Below are 20,443 nucleotides of genomic sequence, written 5' to 3'. Positions count from 1 at the left end.
TTTTTAAAATTAATATATTTGTATTAAGTAATATATAAAATATATAAAAAATGAAAAAAATTACAAATAAATTGTTCTTTTTGTTTGTTTTAAGTTTTGCTACTAATGCAATGCTGGGACAAAACAGACCAGTTCAAAAACTAACTCCTAGTGGGCATATTAGATGTTACACTGTTGAAAATGAAGATGCTTTAAGGGTTAAATATCCAAATCGTGAAACTACTGAGCAGTTTGAAGCTTGGTTAGCGCCTCAAATAGAAAGAATTAAAGCTGAAAGAGCTGCTGGAAAAAATATACTAGCTATATATAATATACCAGTTGTAATACACATTATACACGATGGTGATTGTTTAGGGACAGGAGAAAATATTACTGATGCACAAGCTATTTCTCAAATAACGGTCATGAATCAAGATTACAGAAGAATGGCTGCTACACCTGGAGGGGCTAATTCAACAGGTTTAGCTGTAGATTGTGAAATTAATTTTGTCCTTGCAAAAAGAGATCCAGCAGGAAATCCTTCTACAGGTGTTGTTAGACATCAAATCACACCTTATGCAAATGCTGTAGCAGATGGGGCTGGAGGTCCAGACTGGGAAACTAATTCGGATGTTGAAACCATGAAAGCTGCAACTATTTGGGATCCTACAAAATATTTAAATATGTGGACAATTCGTCCAGGAGGGCTCGCTCTAAGTTCTGGAGGTCTTCAAGGATTGCTTGGTTACGCGCAGTTTCCTTCAGGATCAGGTCTTGCTGGAATTCCTGCTGGTGCCACAGGCGCAAACACCGACGGAGTTGTAGCGGGATTTGATGCTATGGGAACAAATGCTCTAAATGATGGTACTTTTATTTTGAACCCTACCTATAACTTAGGTAGAACAATGACTCACGAAGTGGGTCACTGGTTAGGTTTGCGTCATATTTGGGGAGATAATGCTACTTGTACAAATACTGCTGGAACAGATGCTGGTAAAGATTATTGTCCAGACACTCCTGCCGCTAATGTTGAGCATTATGATTGTGCGGTATATAATACTTGTACAGCAGCACCTGGAAATGATATGGTTCAAAATTATATGGATTATACTAATGATGCTTGTATGGATACTTTTACAGCTAATCAGAAAACACGTATGCAAACTGTTATGGCAGCAGCTACTAGAAGAAGCACGCTAAATGCTTCTAACGGAAGTTTAGCCCCATCGGCGGGAATCTATTTTAATAAAGGAGTAAATAAATGTTCAGTTGTTGAAGGAACAAATTGTAGCTATACAGATGTTACTTATCCTATTTCTATAATAAAAGCTCCAACTGCTAATGCGGTTGTTACTTTTACTGTTAATGGTACATCTACTGCAACAAACAATATAGATTTTCAAATTATGACTCCTACGGTAACGTTTACTTCAGGATCTGCAACTTCACAAAATTTAATTGTAAGATATTTTAATGATGGTATTGCTGAATCAAGTGAAAATGTAGTTTTAGGAATGACTGTTAATGCAGGTGCTGGAGATGCAACACTTATTGCTGGAGCAGACACTTCATCTTTGACAGTTTCTATTATAGATAATGATGTGCCACCTTCACCTACAACACTAGCAACGGTTTTTAGTGAAAATTTTGATGCAACTATTGCGCCAAGAACCCTTACTGATCGTGACGGAGATACATTTAACTGGTTATTATTTTCTTCAAATGCTACATCAGTAGGGTATGGATTGACAGGTAATTGGACTGGTTCTAGATCTTGGAATAATGTGAGTGGCTTAGCTTTGAGTCCAGATAACCTAATGACTTTTACTAATCCTATTGCAATACCTACAGGAACTTCTTCTTTGTCATATAGAGTTGGAGCAAATGATGCAGGATTTCCGGCAGAGAACTATTCAGTTTATGTTACAACTTCAAATGTCCCTAATACAATAGCTGCTCAGGTTCCTGTGTTTAGTGAAACTTTATCAGTAGGAGGTACAACATACGTGAATACTGTAGACATAAGCTCTTTTGCTGGTCAATCCGTTTATTTGTCTTTCAGACATCATGCTTGTACAGATCAAAATATATTAATGTTAGATGATATTATAGTAAATAATACAGTTGCAACAAGCGTTCAAGTTGCTGTAGACACAGCAACACAATATCAGGCTTTTATAAATGCAAACGGGACAGCTTATCCAAAAGATGCTGCTACAGGAAAAATGATAGCTGATATAACAAGCACAACTAATTTTGACTATGGTTGTACATCTGTTGCGGTTTCTAGAGACCAAACAACAGCAGGAGCTGCGGCGGTAAATTATGGTGCAAACACGGCAAATAACCTGAAAGTAATGGCAAAAACAGTTACAGTTACACCAACAAATAATAACGCAGCAGGAGTTGCAAATTTAAAATTCTATTTTTCAGAAGCTGAAATAGCAGCATGGGAAGTTGCAACTGGTAACTTAAGAAGTGCTTTAAGGATATTTAAAGGAGGAGCAACTACTACTATTCCTGCAACAATTGGTGCTTTTGGTCCAAATGTTACTTTAGCAGGAAATGTTAGTAACGGAATAACAGGAGTATATTACTTTGGTGTAGATGCAACATTAGCTACAACAGATTTTGAATTTGCAGATTTTGCATTATTCCCAAATCCTAACAACGGAAACTTTAATGTAAGATTTACTTCAGCATCTGCAAATGATATTAAAGTTAATGTTCATGATATAAGAGGAAGACAAGTATATGAGAAATCATTTGCTAATACAGGAACTTTTAATCAAAACATTAATTTAAATAAAGTAGAAGCAGGAATTTATTTAGTATCTATTATAGATGGTGATGAGAAAACTGTAAAACGTATTGTTGTAAAATAAGCTAAAAATTTATGATTTATTAAAAACGCAAGCTAATAGCTTGCGTTTTTTTTATTTAATAAGTTGTATTTTTAAATTATTTGTATAATTTAGCCTCAAATAACATTAACTAAAATAAACTCAAAATGAAAAAACAATTACTAATAATTATTAGTTTATTGACTTTTGTAATATCACACGCACAAACTTCGGGTATGTGGAGTTCGGTTAACGAAAATCAATATAAAGGAATTCAGAAAGTAAATAGAAACTCCTTTCCAAACGAATATAAATTATTTAGTTTAAATATTAATTTGTTAAAAAACAGATTAATTGGTGCTAAAAATAGAAATGATTTCAGAGGAATATCAAATACTATTATTGAATTACCTAATGCAGAAGGGAACTTAGAGCATTACACGGTTTATGAGATGCCTATTATGGAACCCGCTCTTGCGGCTCAATTCCCTATGATTAAATCTTATGCAGCTCAAGGAATTGAAGACCCTACTGCTGTTGCTAGATTTTCGGTAACTCAGTTGGGATTGCATTCTATGACTTTATCTGGAGGAAAAAGTACGGTTTTTATAGACCCTTATACTGAGGATAGACAGACTTATATTGTGTATAATAAAGCATCGTTAACAAAACCACTAAACGATTTTGAATGTCTAACAAAATCTGAAGTTAATCTGCCTTCGCTAACTAATGATAGAAATTCTAATCCTAATCAGTCATTAAATACAAACGACAAAAAATTAAGAACGTATCGTTTGGCGCAATCATGTACCGCCGAATATGGAAATATATTTGCAGGAACAGGTACAGATGCTCAGATAAAGGCAAACATTCAAGCTCAAATGGCTATTACCATGACTAGAGTAAATGGAGTTTATGAGAAAGATTTGTCTATAACAATGATTTTTATTGCGGGTAATGCTTCTTTGATATATTATGGAGCTGCTGGTTCTGATCCTTGGAGTGGAGAATATAATACTCAAACAGGATTAACTATTGACGCTAATGTAGGTTTCTCTTCTTACGATATAGGACACAATTTTAATACTTCTGGAGGAGGAAACGCTGGATGTATAGGTTGTGTTGCAGGACCAAATACTGTTCCAGCTTCAGGAGAGCATAAGGGAACAGGTATGACAGGAAGATCTAATCCAACAGGTGATGCGTTTGATATTGATTATGTTGCACACGAAATGGGCCATCAGTTTGGAGGTTATCATGTTCAAAGTAGTTCAGGCTGTCGTTCGGGAAGCGGCTTAACGGAAGTTGAGCCTGGCTCAGGATCATCAATCATGGGTTATGCTGGTATTTGTGCCACTAATGTACAAGCTAATAGTGATGCTTATTTTGGTTATGTAAATATTAGAGATATTTCTGATAATGTTCAATTTGGAATTAGTTCTAATATTCCAGCATCTCAAGTTGCAAATTTTGCAAATAATCCACCAACTGCAAATGCAGGTGCAGATTATGTGATACCAAAATCTACTGCATTTGTATTAGAAGGTTCTGGTACAGATCCTGATGGTAATGCAATTACTTATAACTGGGAAGAAAATGACCCAGGCAATCCTAACTCTACAGCTGCTCCAACTGCTACAAGAGCAGTTGGTCCTATGTTTAGAACGAAAACCGCAACAACATCTCCAAATAGATTCATGCCTCCTATGACAAATATATTAGCAGGAGCAACATCGACTACGATGGAAGTATGTCCGTCTGTGGCTAGAGATTTGAATTTTTCTCTAACGGTTAGAGATAATGTTGCAACAGGGGGTCAAACGGCTTCCGATTTAATGAAGGTTACCGTAAACGGAACTGCAGGACCATTTTTAGTTAGTATTCCAAATACAAATGTTAGTTGGGCTGGAGGAACAAATCAAACAGTTACTTGGGCAGTTGCAGGAACAGACGTAAATGGTATTAATGCCAAGTTTGTTGATATTTATTTATCACAAAATGCAGGAACCGCTTTCCCAATATTATTAGCTAGTAAAGTACCCAATGATGGAAGTGAAACAGTAACAATTCCTAATACAGCGGGTACTACAAACCGAATAATGGTAAGAGGATATAATAATATTTTTTTAGATGTTTCTAACACTAATTTTACTACTACAGCTGCTGCAACTGCTACATTTGGGTTAGCTTTTAATGGAGTTGCGGGAGAACAAAATAAATCGATTTGTCAAAGTATATCAACCATTACATATCCTATTGCTTATACAGCAATTGCAGGATTTAGTGGTACGACAACTTTTGCGGCTTCTGGAGTTCCAGCAAATACAACTGTTAGTTTCTCTCCAACATCTATGACTACATCGGGTGTAGTTACTATGACAGTAAGTACCACTGCGACAACAACCGTTGGAATGGCAAATATTATTGTAACGGCCACTTCAGGTGCTATAACAAAAACAGCTCCTTTTTATCTAGAAGTATTGAGTGGTAACTTTTTAGGAGCAAATTTAACAACTCCTGCAAATAATGCAGTAGCACAAAATACAGTTCTAAATTTAACTTGGGCTGCCGATGCAAACGCTACTTCTTATGATGTACAATTAGCTTCTGATCTAGCTTTTACAACTATTATAGCCTCTGGAACAACTACAGCAACAAGTTTTCCTGTAAGTGGATTAACACAAGGAACAAATTATTATTGGAGAGTTTTACCTAAAAATGTAGCTTGTAGTGGTGTTTATGGTTCGTCATTTAAATTCGAAACAGGAATAATTACTTGTACTACAACAAATTCGACAAATATTCCTTTAACAATACTTGATACGGGAGCAAATACAATTAATTCTACATTAAATATTCCTTCAGGAGGGACTATTAGCGATGTAAATGTTACAATGGATTTGTCACATACTTACTTAGGTGATGTAACAGCTACTTTGTTAAGTCCAGCTGGAACACAAGTTCAGTTGTTTTTTGAACCTTGCGGTGGGAGCGATGATGCTATAGCTACTTTTGATGATTCTGGTGCTACAGCAATTTGTGGATCAACTCCAGCGCTTTCAGGCACGATTAAACCTTTTCAAGTATTATCTGCGCTTAATGGGCAATCTTCTACGGGAACTTGGACTTTAAGAATTACAGATGGGTATGCTGGAGATGGAGGAATATTAAATAGCTGGGGACTAAATGTTTGTACTGTTATGTCAGTAGCTTTATCTAATCCAGAATTTGAACTAAATGATCTTAGTTTATATCCTAATCCAAATAACGGAAACTTTAATGTAAGATTTACTTCAGCATCTACAAATGAGATTAAAGTGAATGTGCATGATATGAGAGGTCGTCAAGTATATGAGAAATCATTCTCTAATACAGGAGCTTTCAATCAAAACATTAATTTAAATAAAGTAGAAGCAGGAATTTATTTAGTTACTATCTCAGACGGTGCTAAGAAAAATGTAAAACGTATTATTGTAGAATAATATAAATTTATATAATGTAAAAAGGGAAGCCAATTGGCTTCCCTTTTTTATTTTCCGTTATAAGTAGTCATTGTGTTTTCTAATCCTGCCAATGCCAATGCTTTAACCGCTTCTACTGCAATTTCTAATCGTTCTGGGAGTTTTTCTTTTTCAGTTTCGTCCCATTCGCCTAGCACATAATCGACTTGTTTGCCTTTCTTAAACTCATCACTAATACCAAATCTAAAACGAGGGTATTCTGATGTATTTAGTATTTGCTGAATGCTTTTCAATCCATTGTGACCACCATCACTTCCTTTTGGCTTAATTCGAATAGTTCCAAATGATAAATTCAAATCATCGGTAATTATAAGTACGTTGTCTTTTTCTATTTTTTCTTTTTCCATCCAATACTGAACTGCTTTTCCGCTTAAGTTCATATATGTATTTGGTTTTAATAATAAAAGCGTTCTTCCTTTAAGTTTGTATTCGGCAAGCGAGCCAAGCTTTACAGTCTGAAAATCTAAAGATTCTCGTCGAGCTAAAAAATCTAATACTTTAAAACCTATATTGTGACGTGTGTTTGCATATTCGGCACCAATGTTACCAAGACCAACTATCAAAAATTTCTTCATACTATCGTTATTGCTTTCTTCGAATTTGGTTGTCGAAAAAAAGTTTGAAATCCATTGTATCATTACGAAAAAGGATTGTTAATTTTTATTATTTAACGGACGCAACACTATCCAACTCTCTTTTTAGCGGTGTCATAAATTCGATGAATCTTGGCTTATTCTTACTATCCATCGGGGTGGAATTAGGTAATTTAAGCTTTAGTGCATCTACTTGTTTGCCATTTTTCCAGAAGCGATAACAAACATGAGGTCCAGTTGCTAGTCCAGTGCTTCCTACTTTTCCAATAACTTGACCTTGTGTTAGATGTTGCCCACGACGAACTAAAATTCTAGACATGTGCAAGTATTGCGTTGCATAAGTTTTGTCGTGTTTCACCTTTACATAATTTCCGTTGCCTATAGAATACCCGGCTTTCTCGACTACGCCACTTGCAGTTGTCATGATTGGCGTTCCAGTTGGTGCGGCATAATCTGTCCCGTTGTGTGCTTTGAATCTCATTTGAACTGGATGAAACCTGCTTTTAGAAAATTTTGAAGTGATGTTTATCGATTTTAATGGTGCTTTCAAAAAAAAATTCTTCAACGCTTTTCCTTCTTCATCATAATAATCTACTTTTTTGTCTGATGCGTTTTGTTTGAAAGGGAATGCATATATATTTTTGCCTTTGTATTCAAAATAAGCACATTCTAAAGAATCGATTCCGTCATAAATAGAATCATTTATAAACCTTTCGGTAAATGTTATCGCAAATTTGTCTCCTTTTTTAGATTTAAAAAAATCGATAGACCATTTGTAAATCCCTGTTAATTGGCTTGATAATGCTGCCGATGCGCCTTCGTTTTTTAATGTTTCAGATAACGAACCATTTAGTTCTCCGGCAATAGTTCTTCTTTTGAGGGTTACTGGTTTTTTCTTTTTACTTGCCAAAACAATCGAATCTCGAAAATCGACAACATAATAGTTTAACTGGTCTGGTTGATAAATGAAGTATTCTAATTTTTTAGTTTTATCTTTAGAAAGAAGCATCGTGTAAGGTTTGCCGATTCTTACGATTCTCACATCAAAAGTATCTTTAACTTTAGCAACAATATCATATACTTGTTTACCGTTTAGGTTTTCTTTTTCGATGATACTGCCAAAAGTATCTCCAGATTTTATCGTGTCATTTATAACTAAAAAATCATTGAGTCGAAATCCAAAATCATAGCGAATTGGTTCTGCTTTTTTTGTAGGCAAAACTGATTTTTCATTGTCTTTTTTGCATGAAATAATTAGTAGCGCAATGACTAATAGCGTTATAATCTTTTTCAAATGGAATGGTTTTTAAAGGTTTTCTCCCCAAGTTTTTAATTCTTCGGCTGACCAAAGTTCGGGAAAAAATATTCTTCTTTGGTATTTTGGATGCATATATTTTTTCCAATCACTTCCGCCAGTGGCTTCTCCGTCACCTTTTCCGTTGTCTATATATTTTCTGGCCGCGTTTAAATGACCCATAACCCAAGTAATATTTACCGTATAATCGTAATGGCGCATGGCGGCAATGAGTTCTGGATTTTGCTGATCGGTTTCTGGAATTTCTTTAAACTTTTGCCACAAATTAATAGTATTGTATTCTTCCATACAATCTAAAAATTCTTTTTTGTATTTTTTCTCGAACTCCTTTAAGAAATATGATTTTTCACCAGTTGTGTAATCTTTTCCTGCCGCTTGCCAATACAAATGCTCGAAAGCGTGTTCGAACGGTGTGTTTCTATCTATTGTTGCTCTGAAACGGTGATCGATTAGGTTTATCAAATCGGTCGAAGAAAACTCGATCATGCGATACTGTGCGCTCTGAAAACCACTTGCTGGTGTTAGTGTATGGCGAAATTTCATGTATTGCTCAACTTCCATTCCGTCTCCCATAATGTCGAAAGAAGTAGTTAACATATCAAAATAACGACTAATACGCATAAGTCTTTCGGTAAAAAATGCTGTTGATGGTTTTGTAGTATGTGATAATTGATTTATTTCCCACAAAATCATTTTAAACAACAATTCATTTACCTGATGGTACATAATAAATACGTTTTCGTCAGGTAAAGTTGTTCTTTGAACCTGAAGGTTTAATAACGCATCAGTTTGTATGTAATCCCAGTAAGTGATGGGTTTAGACCAAAGTAGTCCTTCAAGATGTGCTTCGGTTTTCTGATTTATTGCTTTGTATTTTTTGTCAATTTCTTGAACTATATTTTCAAATTTGTTCGTCATATTAGTTAATTACCATAAATGAATTTTTCAATCCTTTAAAAGTTTCTAAATCAGCTTTAATTGATCCTACTGCTAGTTCTGCTTTAATACGTAAAGGTATTTTATTTTCATCGTCAGATATCCAAACAGTTAGACTTTCTTCTTCTTTGAATACACGTCCGGATTGTACAAGAGGTCTAAAAACCATTGTTTTTATTTTGCCAAATTTAGTTCTTAAAGTCTCACGACCAACAAATTTAAGTTTAAATTTCACTATTTCATCATCAAAAAACATATCAATCATAATAGATTCTCCAACTTTTAGTTTGTCTATGTTTGGATGGTTTCTTAAATAATAGAATGACGAAACAATGTCTTGCACATTTTCAGTTACGTTAAATGTTTTTTCGGTATTATTCTTATAATCCTTAACCAGAATGGTATTTTTTTCTTGATTAAAAAAGCCTTCTTGGTTTTTTGTGTAACCGCCTTCGTCTATTTTTCGAAGAAATTGATAAGGTTTGTTAGTGGTTTTGTCTATAAAACTTTGGTAATGGTCTTCTACTTTAAAGAATGTTTTTGCCATTCCAGAAGTGTAACCATGACCAACGGTGTAAAAAACTTTTTTATTATTTATGACGGCTTCTTTTACTTCAAGCGTGGCGTAACCAGCGGTTATCATTCCGTAGTGAATTCGGAACTTAAACCATTCGCCAACATCGAATGCGCTTTGGTTTTGTGCAAAAGTATTTAATGAAATAATTAGCGATAATAGTAGTAATTTCTTTTTCATTTTTAAGTCGATTTATATTCGTTTTAATTAAGAATACAAAAGTCATTCCAAATATACTAAAAAAACAAAAAACCCAGTCAAATAAATGACTGAGTTTTTATGCTTTAACCAACCAAAAAACTATAAATTATGAAAATTTATCAATAAAAAGGGAACCACCCCTTTTGTATTGCGAGTGCAAAAGTAGTACATAAATTCATTATTTTTAGCTAAAAATTAACTTTAACATATATTTATTAAAATCAATAACGCTAAGAAGGAATTTATTGAAAATTATGCAATAAAAATTCAATTTTATTATAAAGTTCCTCTTTTGGCTTGTTCTCTTTCGATAGATTCGAACAATGCTTTGAAGTTTCCAGCACCAAAACCTGTAGCTCCCATCCTTTGAATGATTTCGAAAAATAAAGTTGGTCTGTCTTCTACTGGTTTTGTAAATATTTGAAGTAAGTAACCATCTTCATCGGCATCGACCATAATGGCAAGATTTTCGATTTTGGTTAAATCCTCTTTCATCATATCCATATGAACGCCTAATCTTTCGGGAATGGCTTTGTAGTATTCGTGTGGTGGTGCCGATAAGAATTCTACGCCACGTGCTTTTAGTTGGCTTACAGTTTCTATAATATCATCAGTAGCAATGGCTACGTGTTGCACTCCTTCACCTTCATAAAAATCTAAATATTCTTCAATTTGCGAGCGTTTGTTTCCTTTTGCAGGTTCGTTTATAGGAAATTTGATTCTTCCATTTCCGTTACTCATTACTTTACTCATTAAAGCAGAATATTCGGTGTGAATTTGTTTGTCATCAAAAGAAAGAAAATTTACAAATCCCATTGTGTCTTCATAGAATTTTACCCAAGTGTTCATTTGGTTCCAGCCTACGTTTCCAACCATGTGATCTATATATTTTAGTCCAACTGAAGTAGGATTGTAATCTGATTTGTGCTCAACAAATCCTGGTAAAAATGCGCCTTTGTAGTTTTTTCTTTCTACAAACATATGTACTGTTTCGCCATAAGTGTATATTCCGGCACGAACTACTTCTCCAAATTCGTCTTTTTCGACAGTTGGTTCCATATATACTTTTGCGCCACGAGAAGTTGTTTCTTCAAATGATTTTCTAGCGTCTTCTACCCAAAGGGCAATGATTTTTACACCATCTCCGTGTTTTTTTACGTGCTCTCCAATTGGAGATTCACTATTTAAAGCGGTTGTAAGTACCAAACGAATTTTATCTTGTTTTAAAACATACGAAACTTTGTCGCGAGATCCTGTTTCCAGTCCGCAATATGCGTATGATTGAAAACCGAAAGCTGTTTTGTAAAAATGCGCTGCTTGTTTTGCGTTTCCTACATAGAATTCGACATAATCGGTTCCTAGTAATGGAAGGAAATCTTGTGCTCCTTCAAATATTTTTTCTAATCCGTATTCGACTGATTTTACTTCTTTTGCCATTGTGTTTATTTGTTGATTCGGTTATTCGTTGATTTGACTAACCGAAATAGTTGTTGTTTATTTTAAATTTCTAGCCCCGATTACTTCACTTAATTTTATTTAAATCGGAGTTCAGTGAACTTCGTTTGTAGTGGAAATCCTTTTGAGGTTTTTCACCGAAAAAGATTGGAACGTCCCGATAGCTATCGGGAAGCGGAAAATAGCTCCTAAATATTATTCTACCCAAGATTTATAGTATTGTCCATCATCTAATCCCATGGCTTCTTCTGTTACCATAAGTGGGCGAAAAGTATCGACCATTACTGCTAATTCCTGGGTTTCGGTGTGACCGATACTGCGTTCCATCGCACCTGGTGCTGGTCCGTGAGGAATTCCTTTTGGGTGCAATGTAATGTGACCTTGCTCGATATTGTTTCGGCTCATAAAATCGCCATCTACATAATACAGCACTTCATCGCTGTCAATATTGCTGTGATTGTATGGTGCCGGAATAGCTTTTGGGTGGTAATCGTACAAACGAGGACAGAACGAACATACTACAAATGTTGCTGTTTCGAATGTTTGATGTACTGGTGGTGGTTGGTGTACGCGACCTGTTATGGGTTCGAAATTATGAATGCTGAATGCGTACGGAAAATTGTATCCGTCCCAACCCACTACATCGAATGGATGTGTGGCATAAACAACTTCGTGCATCATGCCTTCTTTTTTGATTTTGATAAGGAAATCGCCTTTTTCGTCATAGGTTTCTATTTCTGAAGGCAATTTAAAATCTCGTTCGCAAAATGGGGAATGCTCTAAGTGTTGTCCTGATTCGTTTTTGTAGCGTTTTGGTGTGTAAAACGGTGTGTATGATTCGACGTAAAACAATCTGTTTTCCGAAGTTTCAAAATCTATTTGGTAAATCATGCCACGAGGTATAATGAGATAATCACCGTACTCGAAAGGAATATTTCCCATCATTGTACGGAATTTTCCTTTTCCTTTGTGAATGAAAATCATTTCGTCAGCATCGGCATTTTTATAAAAATAATCACGTAATGATTTTTTAGGCGCTGCTAGTCCGATAATACAATCTTTGTTTACCAACATGGCTTTGCGACTATCTAAGAAATCGTCTTCGGGTTTTAGTTCGAAACCTTTTAGCAATAGTGATTTTATGTTTTTACCGATGGCGATTTTTGGCTCGACTGAATAGGACTTTGTTATTTCTTTGACTTGTGTTGGTCGGTGAACATGATAAAGCAACGAAGAGTGTCCGTGAAAACCTTCGGTGCCAAAAAGTTGTTCGTAATATAATCCGCCGTTTGGTTTCTCGAACTGTGTGTGTCGCTTTTGCGGAAAATCACCTAATTTATGATATAATGGCATTTTTTAAATTTTAGTTTACGATTTTAAATTTTAGATTTCTGTAAAACTAAAGACTGCCTCATTCAGGATTTCTCTTGATGAGGAATTGTAAGTACGATAATAAACCTGACCATGTAGATTTCATATTACAAATATCGGAAAAAAATATTTTTGTGAGTTCTTTATTATGAAATATTTACAAAAGAGAAAAGGCATTAAAAAATGATGAATCAATTCTTTAATGCCTTTATCAAATTATGTTTTGTTTTATTCTTCTTCTCTTTTTTCAGAATTGTTTAAAACACTGTTTTTCTTACCATATAAGAAATAAATTGCCAATCCGATAGCTAACCAACCTGCTAATCGTAACCAGTTTGTCCATCCTAATCCTGCAATCATCGCTAAACAAACGACAACTCCAAGAATTGGAACGAAAGGAACGAAAGGTGTTTTGAATTCTCTTTTCATTTCCGGATGTGTCTTTCTTAAAACAATTACCGAAATACAAACTAAGATGAATGCAAATAATGTACCAATACTTGTCATATCACCAACGATATCTCCAGGAACAAACGCAGCGAATAATCCAACAATAACTAAAATTGCTAAATTGGCTTTGTATGGCGTTTTGTATTTTGAATGCAAATCACCGAATGCTTTTGGCAATAAACCATCTTTACCCATAGAGTAAAAAACTCGTGATTGGCCTAATAACATTACTAATATTACTGATGTAAATCCGAATAAAATAGCTACGGTTACAAACTGTGCTAACCATTCATAACCATTCATTGCAGAGGTAATTGCATTGGCTACAGAAGCTTCTTTTCCACCAGTTCTAAAAAACTCTACTGATTCTAGACCTGTTAAAACGTGAGCAAAAAGTATATATAAAACGGTACACACTGCTAATGATCCTAAAATACCAATTGGCATATCACGTTTCGGGTTTTTAGTTTCCTGCGCTGCGGTACTTACTGCGTCAAAACCAATAAAGGCGAAAAACACAGTTCCTGCTGCTCCAAGAATTCCCCAAATACCTCCAAAACTATGACCTATTCCATGCTCGTCTGTAAAAACAGATGGTTGAGGAATATAAGGTGTATGATTTTCTGGTTTAATAAAATTCCAACCTAAAACAATAATCAAAATTACAATTGCAACTTTCACTATAACAATTAAGCTGTTTACAAAGGCTGATTCTTGAGTTCCTTTAATTAAAAGTAAACTGATTGCCGCTACGATAAACAATGCTGGTAAGTTGATGAATCCACTTACGCCGTCTGGAGAAGTCTGAAATGGAGAGTGGCACCATTCATAAGGAATTGGACTCATATGGAGTACGTTGACCAGTAGGTTATTAAGATATTCACTCCAAGCAATACCTACCGTTGCTGCTCCAACAGCATATTCTAAAATTAAGTCCCATCCGATTATCCATGCCATTAATTCTCCCATAGTGGCATAGGTATAGGTGTATGCACTTCCAGAAATTGGAATAGATGATGATAATTCGGCATAACACAATCCCGCTAATGCACAACCGATAGCTGCAACAATAAATCCAATCGTTACAGATGGTCCTGCGCTTTGAGCTGCAGCGGTTGCTGTTCTAACAAAAAGACCAGCACCTATAATTGCGCCAATTCCTAATGCGACAAGTGACCAAGCGGTTAATGTTCTTTTTAAACCTTTTTCAGATTCAGATGCTTCTGCAAGCAAAAGGGATATCGATTTTCTTTTCCAAATAGACATAAAAATAAAGTTTTGTGTTTTAGTTGCCCAAAAATAGACTTTTTTGAAAACAATTCAATAAAAAATAATGATTTCTGAGGTTTATTTAAAAAATATTTTTTTAAAACAAGAAACCAACAGTAAACCAAGTGAAGCTTTTGCCTGTTTCTGGGGACCAACTTTGTTTTAATTCGATAGGTCCAATTAATGTTTCCATGCCGTAACCTAAGGCATAACCAGAATATTTAGGACTAGAAATCCATTCTTTACTATCAAAAATATTATTGCCAATATTTGCAATATTTGAGGAAACATTAAGGTGATTTTTTTTAATAAACTCATAATCAAATGACAAGCTGGCTTTTACATAACTATTTCCAGAAAGGTCTAAATAATTGTATCCGTAAAAAGGTTTCATGTTATTTATTTTAGCAAAACCATAACCTCCAAGAACATAGTCGAAAAAAGTATTGGTTTTTGTGCCCACTAAAAACCCACCTTCTGTTTGAAGTTTTACTGAGATTTTTTTGAAAATAGTTTGAACAATGGCTGCATCAGCTTTGATGGTTGTAAAACGAGTAAAATTATCATTATAGTTTGATGATGATAAAAACGATTGGGCATCACCTATAAAATACCAACCTCTTTTAGGAAAATATTTGTTGGAAAACGAATCGTATTTTAAGAATCCTACTAATGATAAATAATTACTGTTATCTAAATAACTTTTTGTGTTTTGTAATGAATTTGAGGTTACATTTATGTATTTATTCTCTAATCCTGCTCCAAATAGGAACCTTTGAGCAAAGATTGTTTGCACATAAGCTTGGTTAGAAAAATCTAAATAATCAATATTTATATTTTCTAATCCTGCAGCGGCTAATGTTTGCCCTGAGTTAAAATCGGTTTTACTTGTTCGTTTAAATCGATTTAGTTTCGATTTGAATCCGAAACTTAAATGAAAACCGTTGTCTATATAATAATCTAAATTATAACGAATATTATCACCTAAAATAAAATCTAAAGAAGCTACATCATTCTTAAAAAAAAGATTGCGCTGCGTAACATTTATTAAAGCACTAGATTTGAACAAATCGTCATAATGAACTCCGAGTTTGAAATAAGTTTTTATCGGATTTTCTTTAAGATCAATCAGCAAAATGTCTTGATTTCCTTTTTTTACTAATTTGTAATTTATAGAACTAAAATTTTGTGTGGCGTTCAGATTGTTTATTCCACTATGCAAATCGGTATAACTAATTTTGCTTTCAGATTTAAAGCGAAGTTTTCCAATAACATACGAACGGGTGTAGTTTTCGTTTCCTTCTATTCCAATGCTTTGAATGTGTAAACTGTCTATTTGATGTGTGTTTTCTGGTATTTTCTTATAATTTGTTCCTAATTTTTTTAATTTTTCTTCAACTAAAACAGCGGCTTCGAAACCTTTACTTACAATTTGCTCGCCTTGATCGAAAGAAACGACCGAGAAACCTTCAATATTTGGTTTGATATATATATCTGTTTGAAACTTCTTGTCTTTCATTTTTTCAATCATCTGAAAATTTGAAATTTGGGTCAAAATACCTAAAACGCCACTTAACTTATCTCGATCTTTCAAATCGTCTTGGACATCGACACCAATAATAATATCGGCTCCCATTTTTCGTACTTCTTCTACAGGATAATTATTAGCGACGCCGCCGTCTATATACAGATCTCCATCAATCTCTACTGGTGAGAATAAGGAAGGAAAAGCACTGCTTGCAGATAAAATTAATGGTAAAGAACCGTTTTTAAAAACCTTTTCTTCTCCAGTTTCTAAATTTGTAGCAATACACAAAAAAGGAATTTTTAGCTTGCTGAAATCTTGAATATGGCGTACATTATGAGTTAATTTACTCATTAAATTATAATTATACATTCCTTTAGACAATCCTCTTGGAATGGTGATTTTGAAATTTTTAAAAGGTAACGAAACGGCATATAACTCGTCATTGCCTTTTTCGTAGAAAGTTTTGTTTTTCCGAGGTACAAAATCCTGTACTAATTCGTCGAAATTTGTTCCTTTGAAGATTGAATCTAATTGATTTGCAGTATAGCCGCTGGCATATAATCCGCCAATTATCGCGCCCATACTGGTTCCTCCTATATAATCTATTTTTATTCCAGCTCGTTCTATTTCTTTAAGAACGCCTATGTGAGCGAATCCTTTTGCGCCACCGCCAGAAAGTACCAATCCTATTTTTGGACGTTTGATTGTATCTTGTGCTTGTGAAGTAAGAGGAAAGAAACAAGAAATAAGAAGCAAGAGGCAAAAAATATTGTTTTTTACTTCTTGCTTCTTATTTCTTGTTTCTATTTTGTAAATCTTATTCATTTCTGTAAAAGTCGGTAATTTTTTTGGCTTTTGAAACACCTATAACGTCAGAAATTTCTTTTTCTGTTGCTAATTTCAATCTTTTAACACTTTTGAAATGTTTTATTAATGTTAGCATCGTTTTTTCGCCAATTCCCGGAATGGTTTCTACTGATGAGTTGAGTGCTGCTTTACTGCGTTTGTCTCTGTGAAAAGTTATTCCGAAACGGTGTGCTTCGTTTCGCAATTGCTGAATTATTTTGAGTGTCTCTGATTTTTTATCTAAATACAAAGGAATCGAATCGCCGGGATAAAATAATTCTTCTAATCGTTTTGCAATCCCAATAATGGCAATTTTTCCTCGCAAATTGAGTTCGTCCATAATTTTGAGTGCTGATGATAATTGACCTTTTCCACCATCTATAATAATTAAATTTGGTAAAGGTTGGTTTTCGTCTAACAATCTTTTGTATCTGCGATAAACGACTTCTTCCATCGAAGCAAAATCATTAGGTCCTTCTACAGTTTTTATATTAAAATGGCGATAGTCTTTCTTACTTGGTTTCCCATCTTTAAAAACCACACAAGCCGCCACAGGATTTGTTCCTTGAATGTTCGAATTATCGAAACATTCAATATGTCTTGGCTCGACCGAAAGGCGTAAATCTTTTTGCATTTGCGCCATAATTCTGTTTACATGGCGTTCAGGATCTACAATCTGTAATTGTTTGAGTTGTTCTATTCTGTAAAACTTCGCATTACGAACAGACAAATCTAAAATCTGTTTTTTATCGCCCAATTGCGGAACAGTCACTTTTATATTTTCGCCAACTTCAACCTCAAAAGGAACTATAATTTCTCGAGAAAGTAACTCAAAACGCTCCCGAAGTTCGATAATTGCTAATTCTAACAATTCTTTATCGGTTTCGTCTAATTTCTTTTTTATTTCTAAAGTATGGGAACGAATAATCGAACCATGCGAAATCTGAAGGAAATTGATGAATGCCGCAACTTCGTCCGAAACGATAGAAAACACATCGATATTCGTGATTTTTGGATTGATAATCGTAGAACGCGACTGGTAATTTTCTAGGATTTCTATTTTTTCTTTTATTTTTTGAGCTTCTTCAAAGTGCATATTCTGAGCCAAATTGGTCATCACTTTTTTGAAATCTTTCATCGATTCTTTAAAATTACCTTTCAAGATTTCACGAATCGCGTTTATTTGCGTTTGGTAATTTTCTAGCGTTTCTAAACCTTCGCAAGGGCCTTTGCAATTGCCAATATGATATTCTAAACAAACTTTAAATTTATGATTTTCGATATTTTTTTCGCTCAAATCGAAATTACAAGTTCGTAGCGGATACAATTCTTTGATTAAATCTAAAATCGTGTGAACAGTTTTAAAACTCGTATAAGGGCCAAAATATTCGGAACCATCTTTAATCATTTTTCGAGTTGGGAATAATCTCGAAAAAGGTTCTTTTTTAATACAAATCCAAGGATAGGTTTTATCATCACGAAGCAAAATATTGTATCGTGGTTGCAGGGTTTTTATGAGATTGTTCTCTAATAGTAAAGCGTCAGTTTCGCTAGGAACAACAATGTGTTTTATGGTTACAATTTTCTTGACAAGCACATTTGTTTTTGCCGTGTCATGCACTTTATTAAAGTAGGAAGAAACTCTTTTTTTTAGATTTTTCGCTTTACCAACATATAAAATCTTGTCCTCTTTATCATAATACTGATATACTCCGGGATTATCCGGAAGCGTTTGTATTTGTAACTCTAAAGAAGGAATTGACATTTTTTGGTATTGGTATTTATTTTTAAAAACAGTCAAATTTACGATTTCCAAAATATTATTTCTACATTTAAACTTTATATTTATAAAATGAAAAAAACTAAGGCAATTACCATTCTTGGTGAAAGTATTAAAGCTGGCGAAAGTAAAACCATCGATATGGAAATTGCTCGTTTGCACACAACCACTAAGCTAAAAATTCCAGTAATTGTTGAACGTTCTAATATAGACGGTCCAGTAATTTTATTTTCTGCAGGAATTCATGGAGACGAAATAAACGGTGTTGAGGTTATTCGACAACTAATAATTCAGAAAATAAACAAACCAAAAACGGGAACTATTATCTGTATTCCTATTGTAAATATGTTTGGTTTTGTAAACAAATCTCGTGAGTTTCCTGATGGAAGAGATTTAAACCGCGTTTTCCCAGGAAGTAAAAAAGGTTCTTTAGCGAGTCGTTTTGCGCACCATATCCTCGAAGAAATTATGCCTGTGGTCGATTATGCTATCGATTTTCATGCCGGTGGAGCCAGCCGATTTAATGCACCACAAATTAGACTTACACCAAATAATTTAGAATTAAAAAAATTAGCTGATGTTTTCGACGCGCCTTTTACCTTGTACTCTAAAAATATTGTTGGTTCTTTTAGAAGTTCTGCTGAGAAAATAAATGTAAAAATGTTGCTTTTTGAAGGCGGAAAATCTCTTGATATAAATAAATCGATTGCTGCTGAAGGTGTAAATGGTGTAAAGCGTATTTTGTCACATTTGGGCATGTTGGGCAACAATCATTTTGCCGAAAAGCAAAAAAACAAAACCATTTATATCGAAAAGTCAGGTTGGTTGCGTGCCAAATGTTCGGGGTTGTTTCATGATAATAACTTAATTGGTTGTTTTGTAGAAAAAGGGACAATTTTAGGCACAATTACCGATCCTTTTGGAAAATTTGAACAAAAAGTAAAAGCGCCAGCCAATGGCTATGTGATAAATGCGAATCATTCTCCAATAGTTTACGAAGGTGATGCGATTTATCATATTTCGAATATTGTGGATGATGGTGTAGAATAGTTTTATTAAATTGATATGAATAAAAAAGAACTTCGATTAAAATATAAAGAATTAAGGCAAAATTTATCCGAAAATGATATTGATAAAATGTCGTTAGAAATAGTCAATACTATTTTGAAATTAGATATTTGGGACAAAGTGTATTTTCATGTTTTTCTTCCAATTGAAGAACAAAAAGAAGTGAATACTGAGTTTGTTTTACATCTTTTGCAAGGAAAAGACAAAGAAATTGTGGTTTCTAAAGCTGATTTTGATACTCGAGAAATGACTCATTTTCTTCTGACGGATAATACTAAAATCAAGAAAAATGAATACAATATTCCAGAACCTGTAGATGGTATCGAAGTTCCAACTCATAAAATAGATGTGGTTTTTGTCCCGCTCTTAGCTTATGATAAAATAGGAAATCGTGTAGGTTACGGCAAAGGGTTTTATGATAAATTTTTATCGGAATGTAAACCGGAAACTATCAAAATTGGGCTTTCCTTTTTTGAACCTGAAGAATTTATTTCTGATGTTTTTGAAAACGACATTAGATTAGATTTTTGTCTAACTCCGAAACTATTTATAAATTTTAATATATATTAGCAAAAAATTAATTTATTATGAAAAGTTTAAAACCCAAATTTATTCTATCTTTTCTGTTTGTTGTTTTGATTTCAACTTATTTTACCAGTTGTATTGTTCATCGTTCACCAAGAGTGGTTGTTGTAAAACAAAAACGCTTGCCGC

The 20,443-nt window shown here is 34.1% G+C and carries 13 protein-coding genes; 4 read left to right on the top strand and 9 right to left on the bottom strand.

The window, feature by feature from the left end:
* The first annotated feature begins 50 nt into the window (after positions 1-50).
* Both ACH2BG_RS04120 and ACH2BG_RS04115 read left to right on the top strand, forming a co-directional pair.
* The gene (locus tag ACH2BG_RS04120) at positions 51-2,864 is read left to right on the top strand and encodes a T9SS type A sorting domain-containing protein (protein ID WP_395046451.1); all 2,814 of its coding nucleotides are present in this window, start codon (positions 51-53) and stop codon (positions 2,862-2,864) included.
* Between the two features lie 125 nt (positions 2,865-2,989).
* Positions 2,990-6,304, top strand: a complete 3,315-nt coding sequence (locus ACH2BG_RS04115) for a reprolysin-like metallopeptidase (protein WP_395046450.1) — start codon at positions 2,990-2,992, stop codon at positions 6,302-6,304.
* A 47-nt stretch (positions 6,305-6,351) separates the two neighbouring features.
* Here the strand turns inward: ACH2BG_RS04115 and pth are convergent, their stop codons facing one another.
* The 9 genes from pth to uvrC form a co-directional block, all read right to left on the bottom strand.
* Positions 6,352-6,981 carry an aminoacyl-tRNA hydrolase gene (gene pth, locus ACH2BG_RS04110; RefSeq protein ID WP_395046449.1) on the bottom strand — a complete coding sequence of 210 codons (630 nt, stop codon included), beginning with the start codon at positions 6,979-6,981 and terminating at the stop codon, positions 6,352-6,354.
* A 25-nt stretch (positions 6,982-7,006) separates the two neighbouring features.
* A complete protein-coding gene (locus ACH2BG_RS04105; RefSeq protein ID WP_395046448.1) occupies positions 7,007-8,230 on the bottom strand; it encodes a peptidoglycan DD-metalloendopeptidase family protein in 1,224 nt (407 codons plus the stop codon).
* Between the two features lie 12 nt (positions 8,231-8,242).
* Positions 8,243-9,169 (bottom strand): tryptophan 2,3-dioxygenase family protein, encoded by a 927-nt coding sequence (locus ACH2BG_RS04100; protein WP_395046447.1) that lies wholly within the window; start codon positions 9,167-9,169, stop codon positions 8,243-8,245.
* Position 9,170: 1 nt separating this feature from the next.
* Positions 9,171-9,941: a DUF3108 domain-containing protein gene (locus tag ACH2BG_RS04095; RefSeq protein WP_395046446.1), complete on the bottom strand. Its 771-nt coding sequence runs from the start codon at positions 9,939-9,941 to the stop codon at positions 9,171-9,173.
* A 297-nt stretch (positions 9,942-10,238) separates the two neighbouring features.
* Positions 10,239-11,399, bottom strand: a complete 1,161-nt coding sequence (hppD, locus tag ACH2BG_RS04090) for a 4-hydroxyphenylpyruvate dioxygenase (protein ID WP_395046445.1) — start codon at positions 11,397-11,399, stop codon at positions 10,239-10,241.
* 213 nt (positions 11,400-11,612) lie between these two features.
* Positions 11,613-12,770, bottom strand: a complete 1,158-nt coding sequence (locus ACH2BG_RS04085; RefSeq protein ID WP_395046444.1) for a homogentisate 1,2-dioxygenase — start codon at positions 12,768-12,770, stop codon at positions 11,613-11,615.
* Positions 12,771-13,016: 246 nt separating this feature from the next.
* Complete coding sequence (locus ACH2BG_RS04080; protein WP_395046443.1) at positions 13,017-14,504, bottom strand: amino acid permease; 1,488 nt, start codon at positions 14,502-14,504, stop codon at positions 13,017-13,019.
* A gap of 100 nt (positions 14,505-14,604) precedes the next feature.
* Positions 14,605-16,860: a patatin-like phospholipase family protein gene (locus ACH2BG_RS04075; protein ID WP_395046442.1), complete on the bottom strand. Its 2,256-nt coding sequence runs from the start codon at positions 16,858-16,860 to the stop codon at positions 14,605-14,607.
* Positions 16,853-18,646: an excinuclease ABC subunit UvrC gene (gene uvrC, locus ACH2BG_RS04070; protein ID WP_395046441.1), complete on the bottom strand. Its 1,794-nt coding sequence runs from the start codon at positions 18,644-18,646 to the stop codon at positions 16,853-16,855. Before uvrC ends, ACH2BG_RS04075 begins: the two co-directional genes overlap by 8 nt.
* A gap of 87 nt (positions 18,647-18,733) precedes the next feature.
* On the opposite strand from uvrC, the gene ACH2BG_RS04065 reads away from it, so the two are divergent.
* Together ACH2BG_RS04065 and ACH2BG_RS04060 are read left to right on the top strand one after the other, a co-directional pair.
* The gene (locus ACH2BG_RS04065) at positions 18,734-19,711 is read left to right on the top strand and encodes a succinylglutamate desuccinylase/aspartoacylase family protein (protein ID WP_395046440.1); all 978 of its coding nucleotides are present in this window, start codon (positions 18,734-18,736) and stop codon (positions 19,709-19,711) included.
* Between the two features lie 15 nt (positions 19,712-19,726).
* Positions 19,727-20,299, top strand: a complete 573-nt coding sequence (locus ACH2BG_RS04060) for a 5-formyltetrahydrofolate cyclo-ligase (protein WP_395046439.1) — start codon at positions 19,727-19,729, stop codon at positions 20,297-20,299.
* The last annotated feature ends 144 nt before the right edge of the window (positions 20,300-20,443 follow it).

This window comes from Flavobacterium sp., assembly GCF_043779715.1.
GTDB lineage: Bacteria > Bacteroidota > Bacteroidia > Flavobacteriales > Flavobacteriaceae > Flavobacterium.
Note: the sequence above shows the minus strand (reverse complement) of the source record. Positions and strands in the feature narration are given on the sequence as shown.

Coding starts and splice junctions, on each gene's coding strand:
- ACH2BG_RS04120 (WP_395046451.1), top strand. CDS start 51: ATGAAAAAAATTACAAATAAATTGTTCTTTTTGTTTGTTTTAAGTTTT.
- ACH2BG_RS04115 (WP_395046450.1), top strand. CDS start 2,990: ATGAAAAAACAATTACTAATAATTATTAGTTTATTGACTTTTGTAATA.
- pth (WP_395046449.1), bottom strand. CDS start 6,981: ATGATACAATGGATTTCAAACTTTTTTTCGACAACCAAATTCGAAGAA.
- ACH2BG_RS04100 (WP_395046447.1), bottom strand. CDS start 9,169: ATGACGAACAAATTTGAAAATATAGTTCAAGAAATTGACAAAAAATAC.
- ACH2BG_RS04095 (WP_395046446.1), bottom strand. CDS start 9,941: ATGAAAAAGAAATTACTACTATTATCGCTAATTATTTCATTAAATACT.
- hppD (WP_395046445.1), bottom strand. CDS start 11,399: ATGGCAAAAGAAGTAAAATCAGTCGAATACGGATTAGAAAAAATATTT.
- ACH2BG_RS04085 (WP_395046444.1), bottom strand. CDS start 12,770: ATGCCATTATATCATAAATTAGGTGATTTTCCGCAAAAGCGACACACA.
- ACH2BG_RS04080 (WP_395046443.1), bottom strand. CDS start 14,504: ATGTCTATTTGGAAAAGAAAATCGATATCCCTTTTGCTTGCAGAAGCA.
- ACH2BG_RS04075 (WP_395046442.1), bottom strand. CDS start 16,860: ATGAATAAGATTTACAAAATAGAAACAAGAAATAAGAAGCAAGAAGTA.
- uvrC (WP_395046441.1), bottom strand. CDS start 18,646: ATGTCAATTCCTTCTTTAGAGTTACAAATACAAACGCTTCCGGATAAT.
- ACH2BG_RS04065 (WP_395046440.1), top strand. CDS start 18,734: ATGAAAAAAACTAAGGCAATTACCATTCTTGGTGAAAGTATTAAAGCT.
- ACH2BG_RS04060 (WP_395046439.1), top strand. CDS start 19,727: ATGAATAAAAAAGAACTTCGATTAAAATATAAAGAATTAAGGCAAAAT.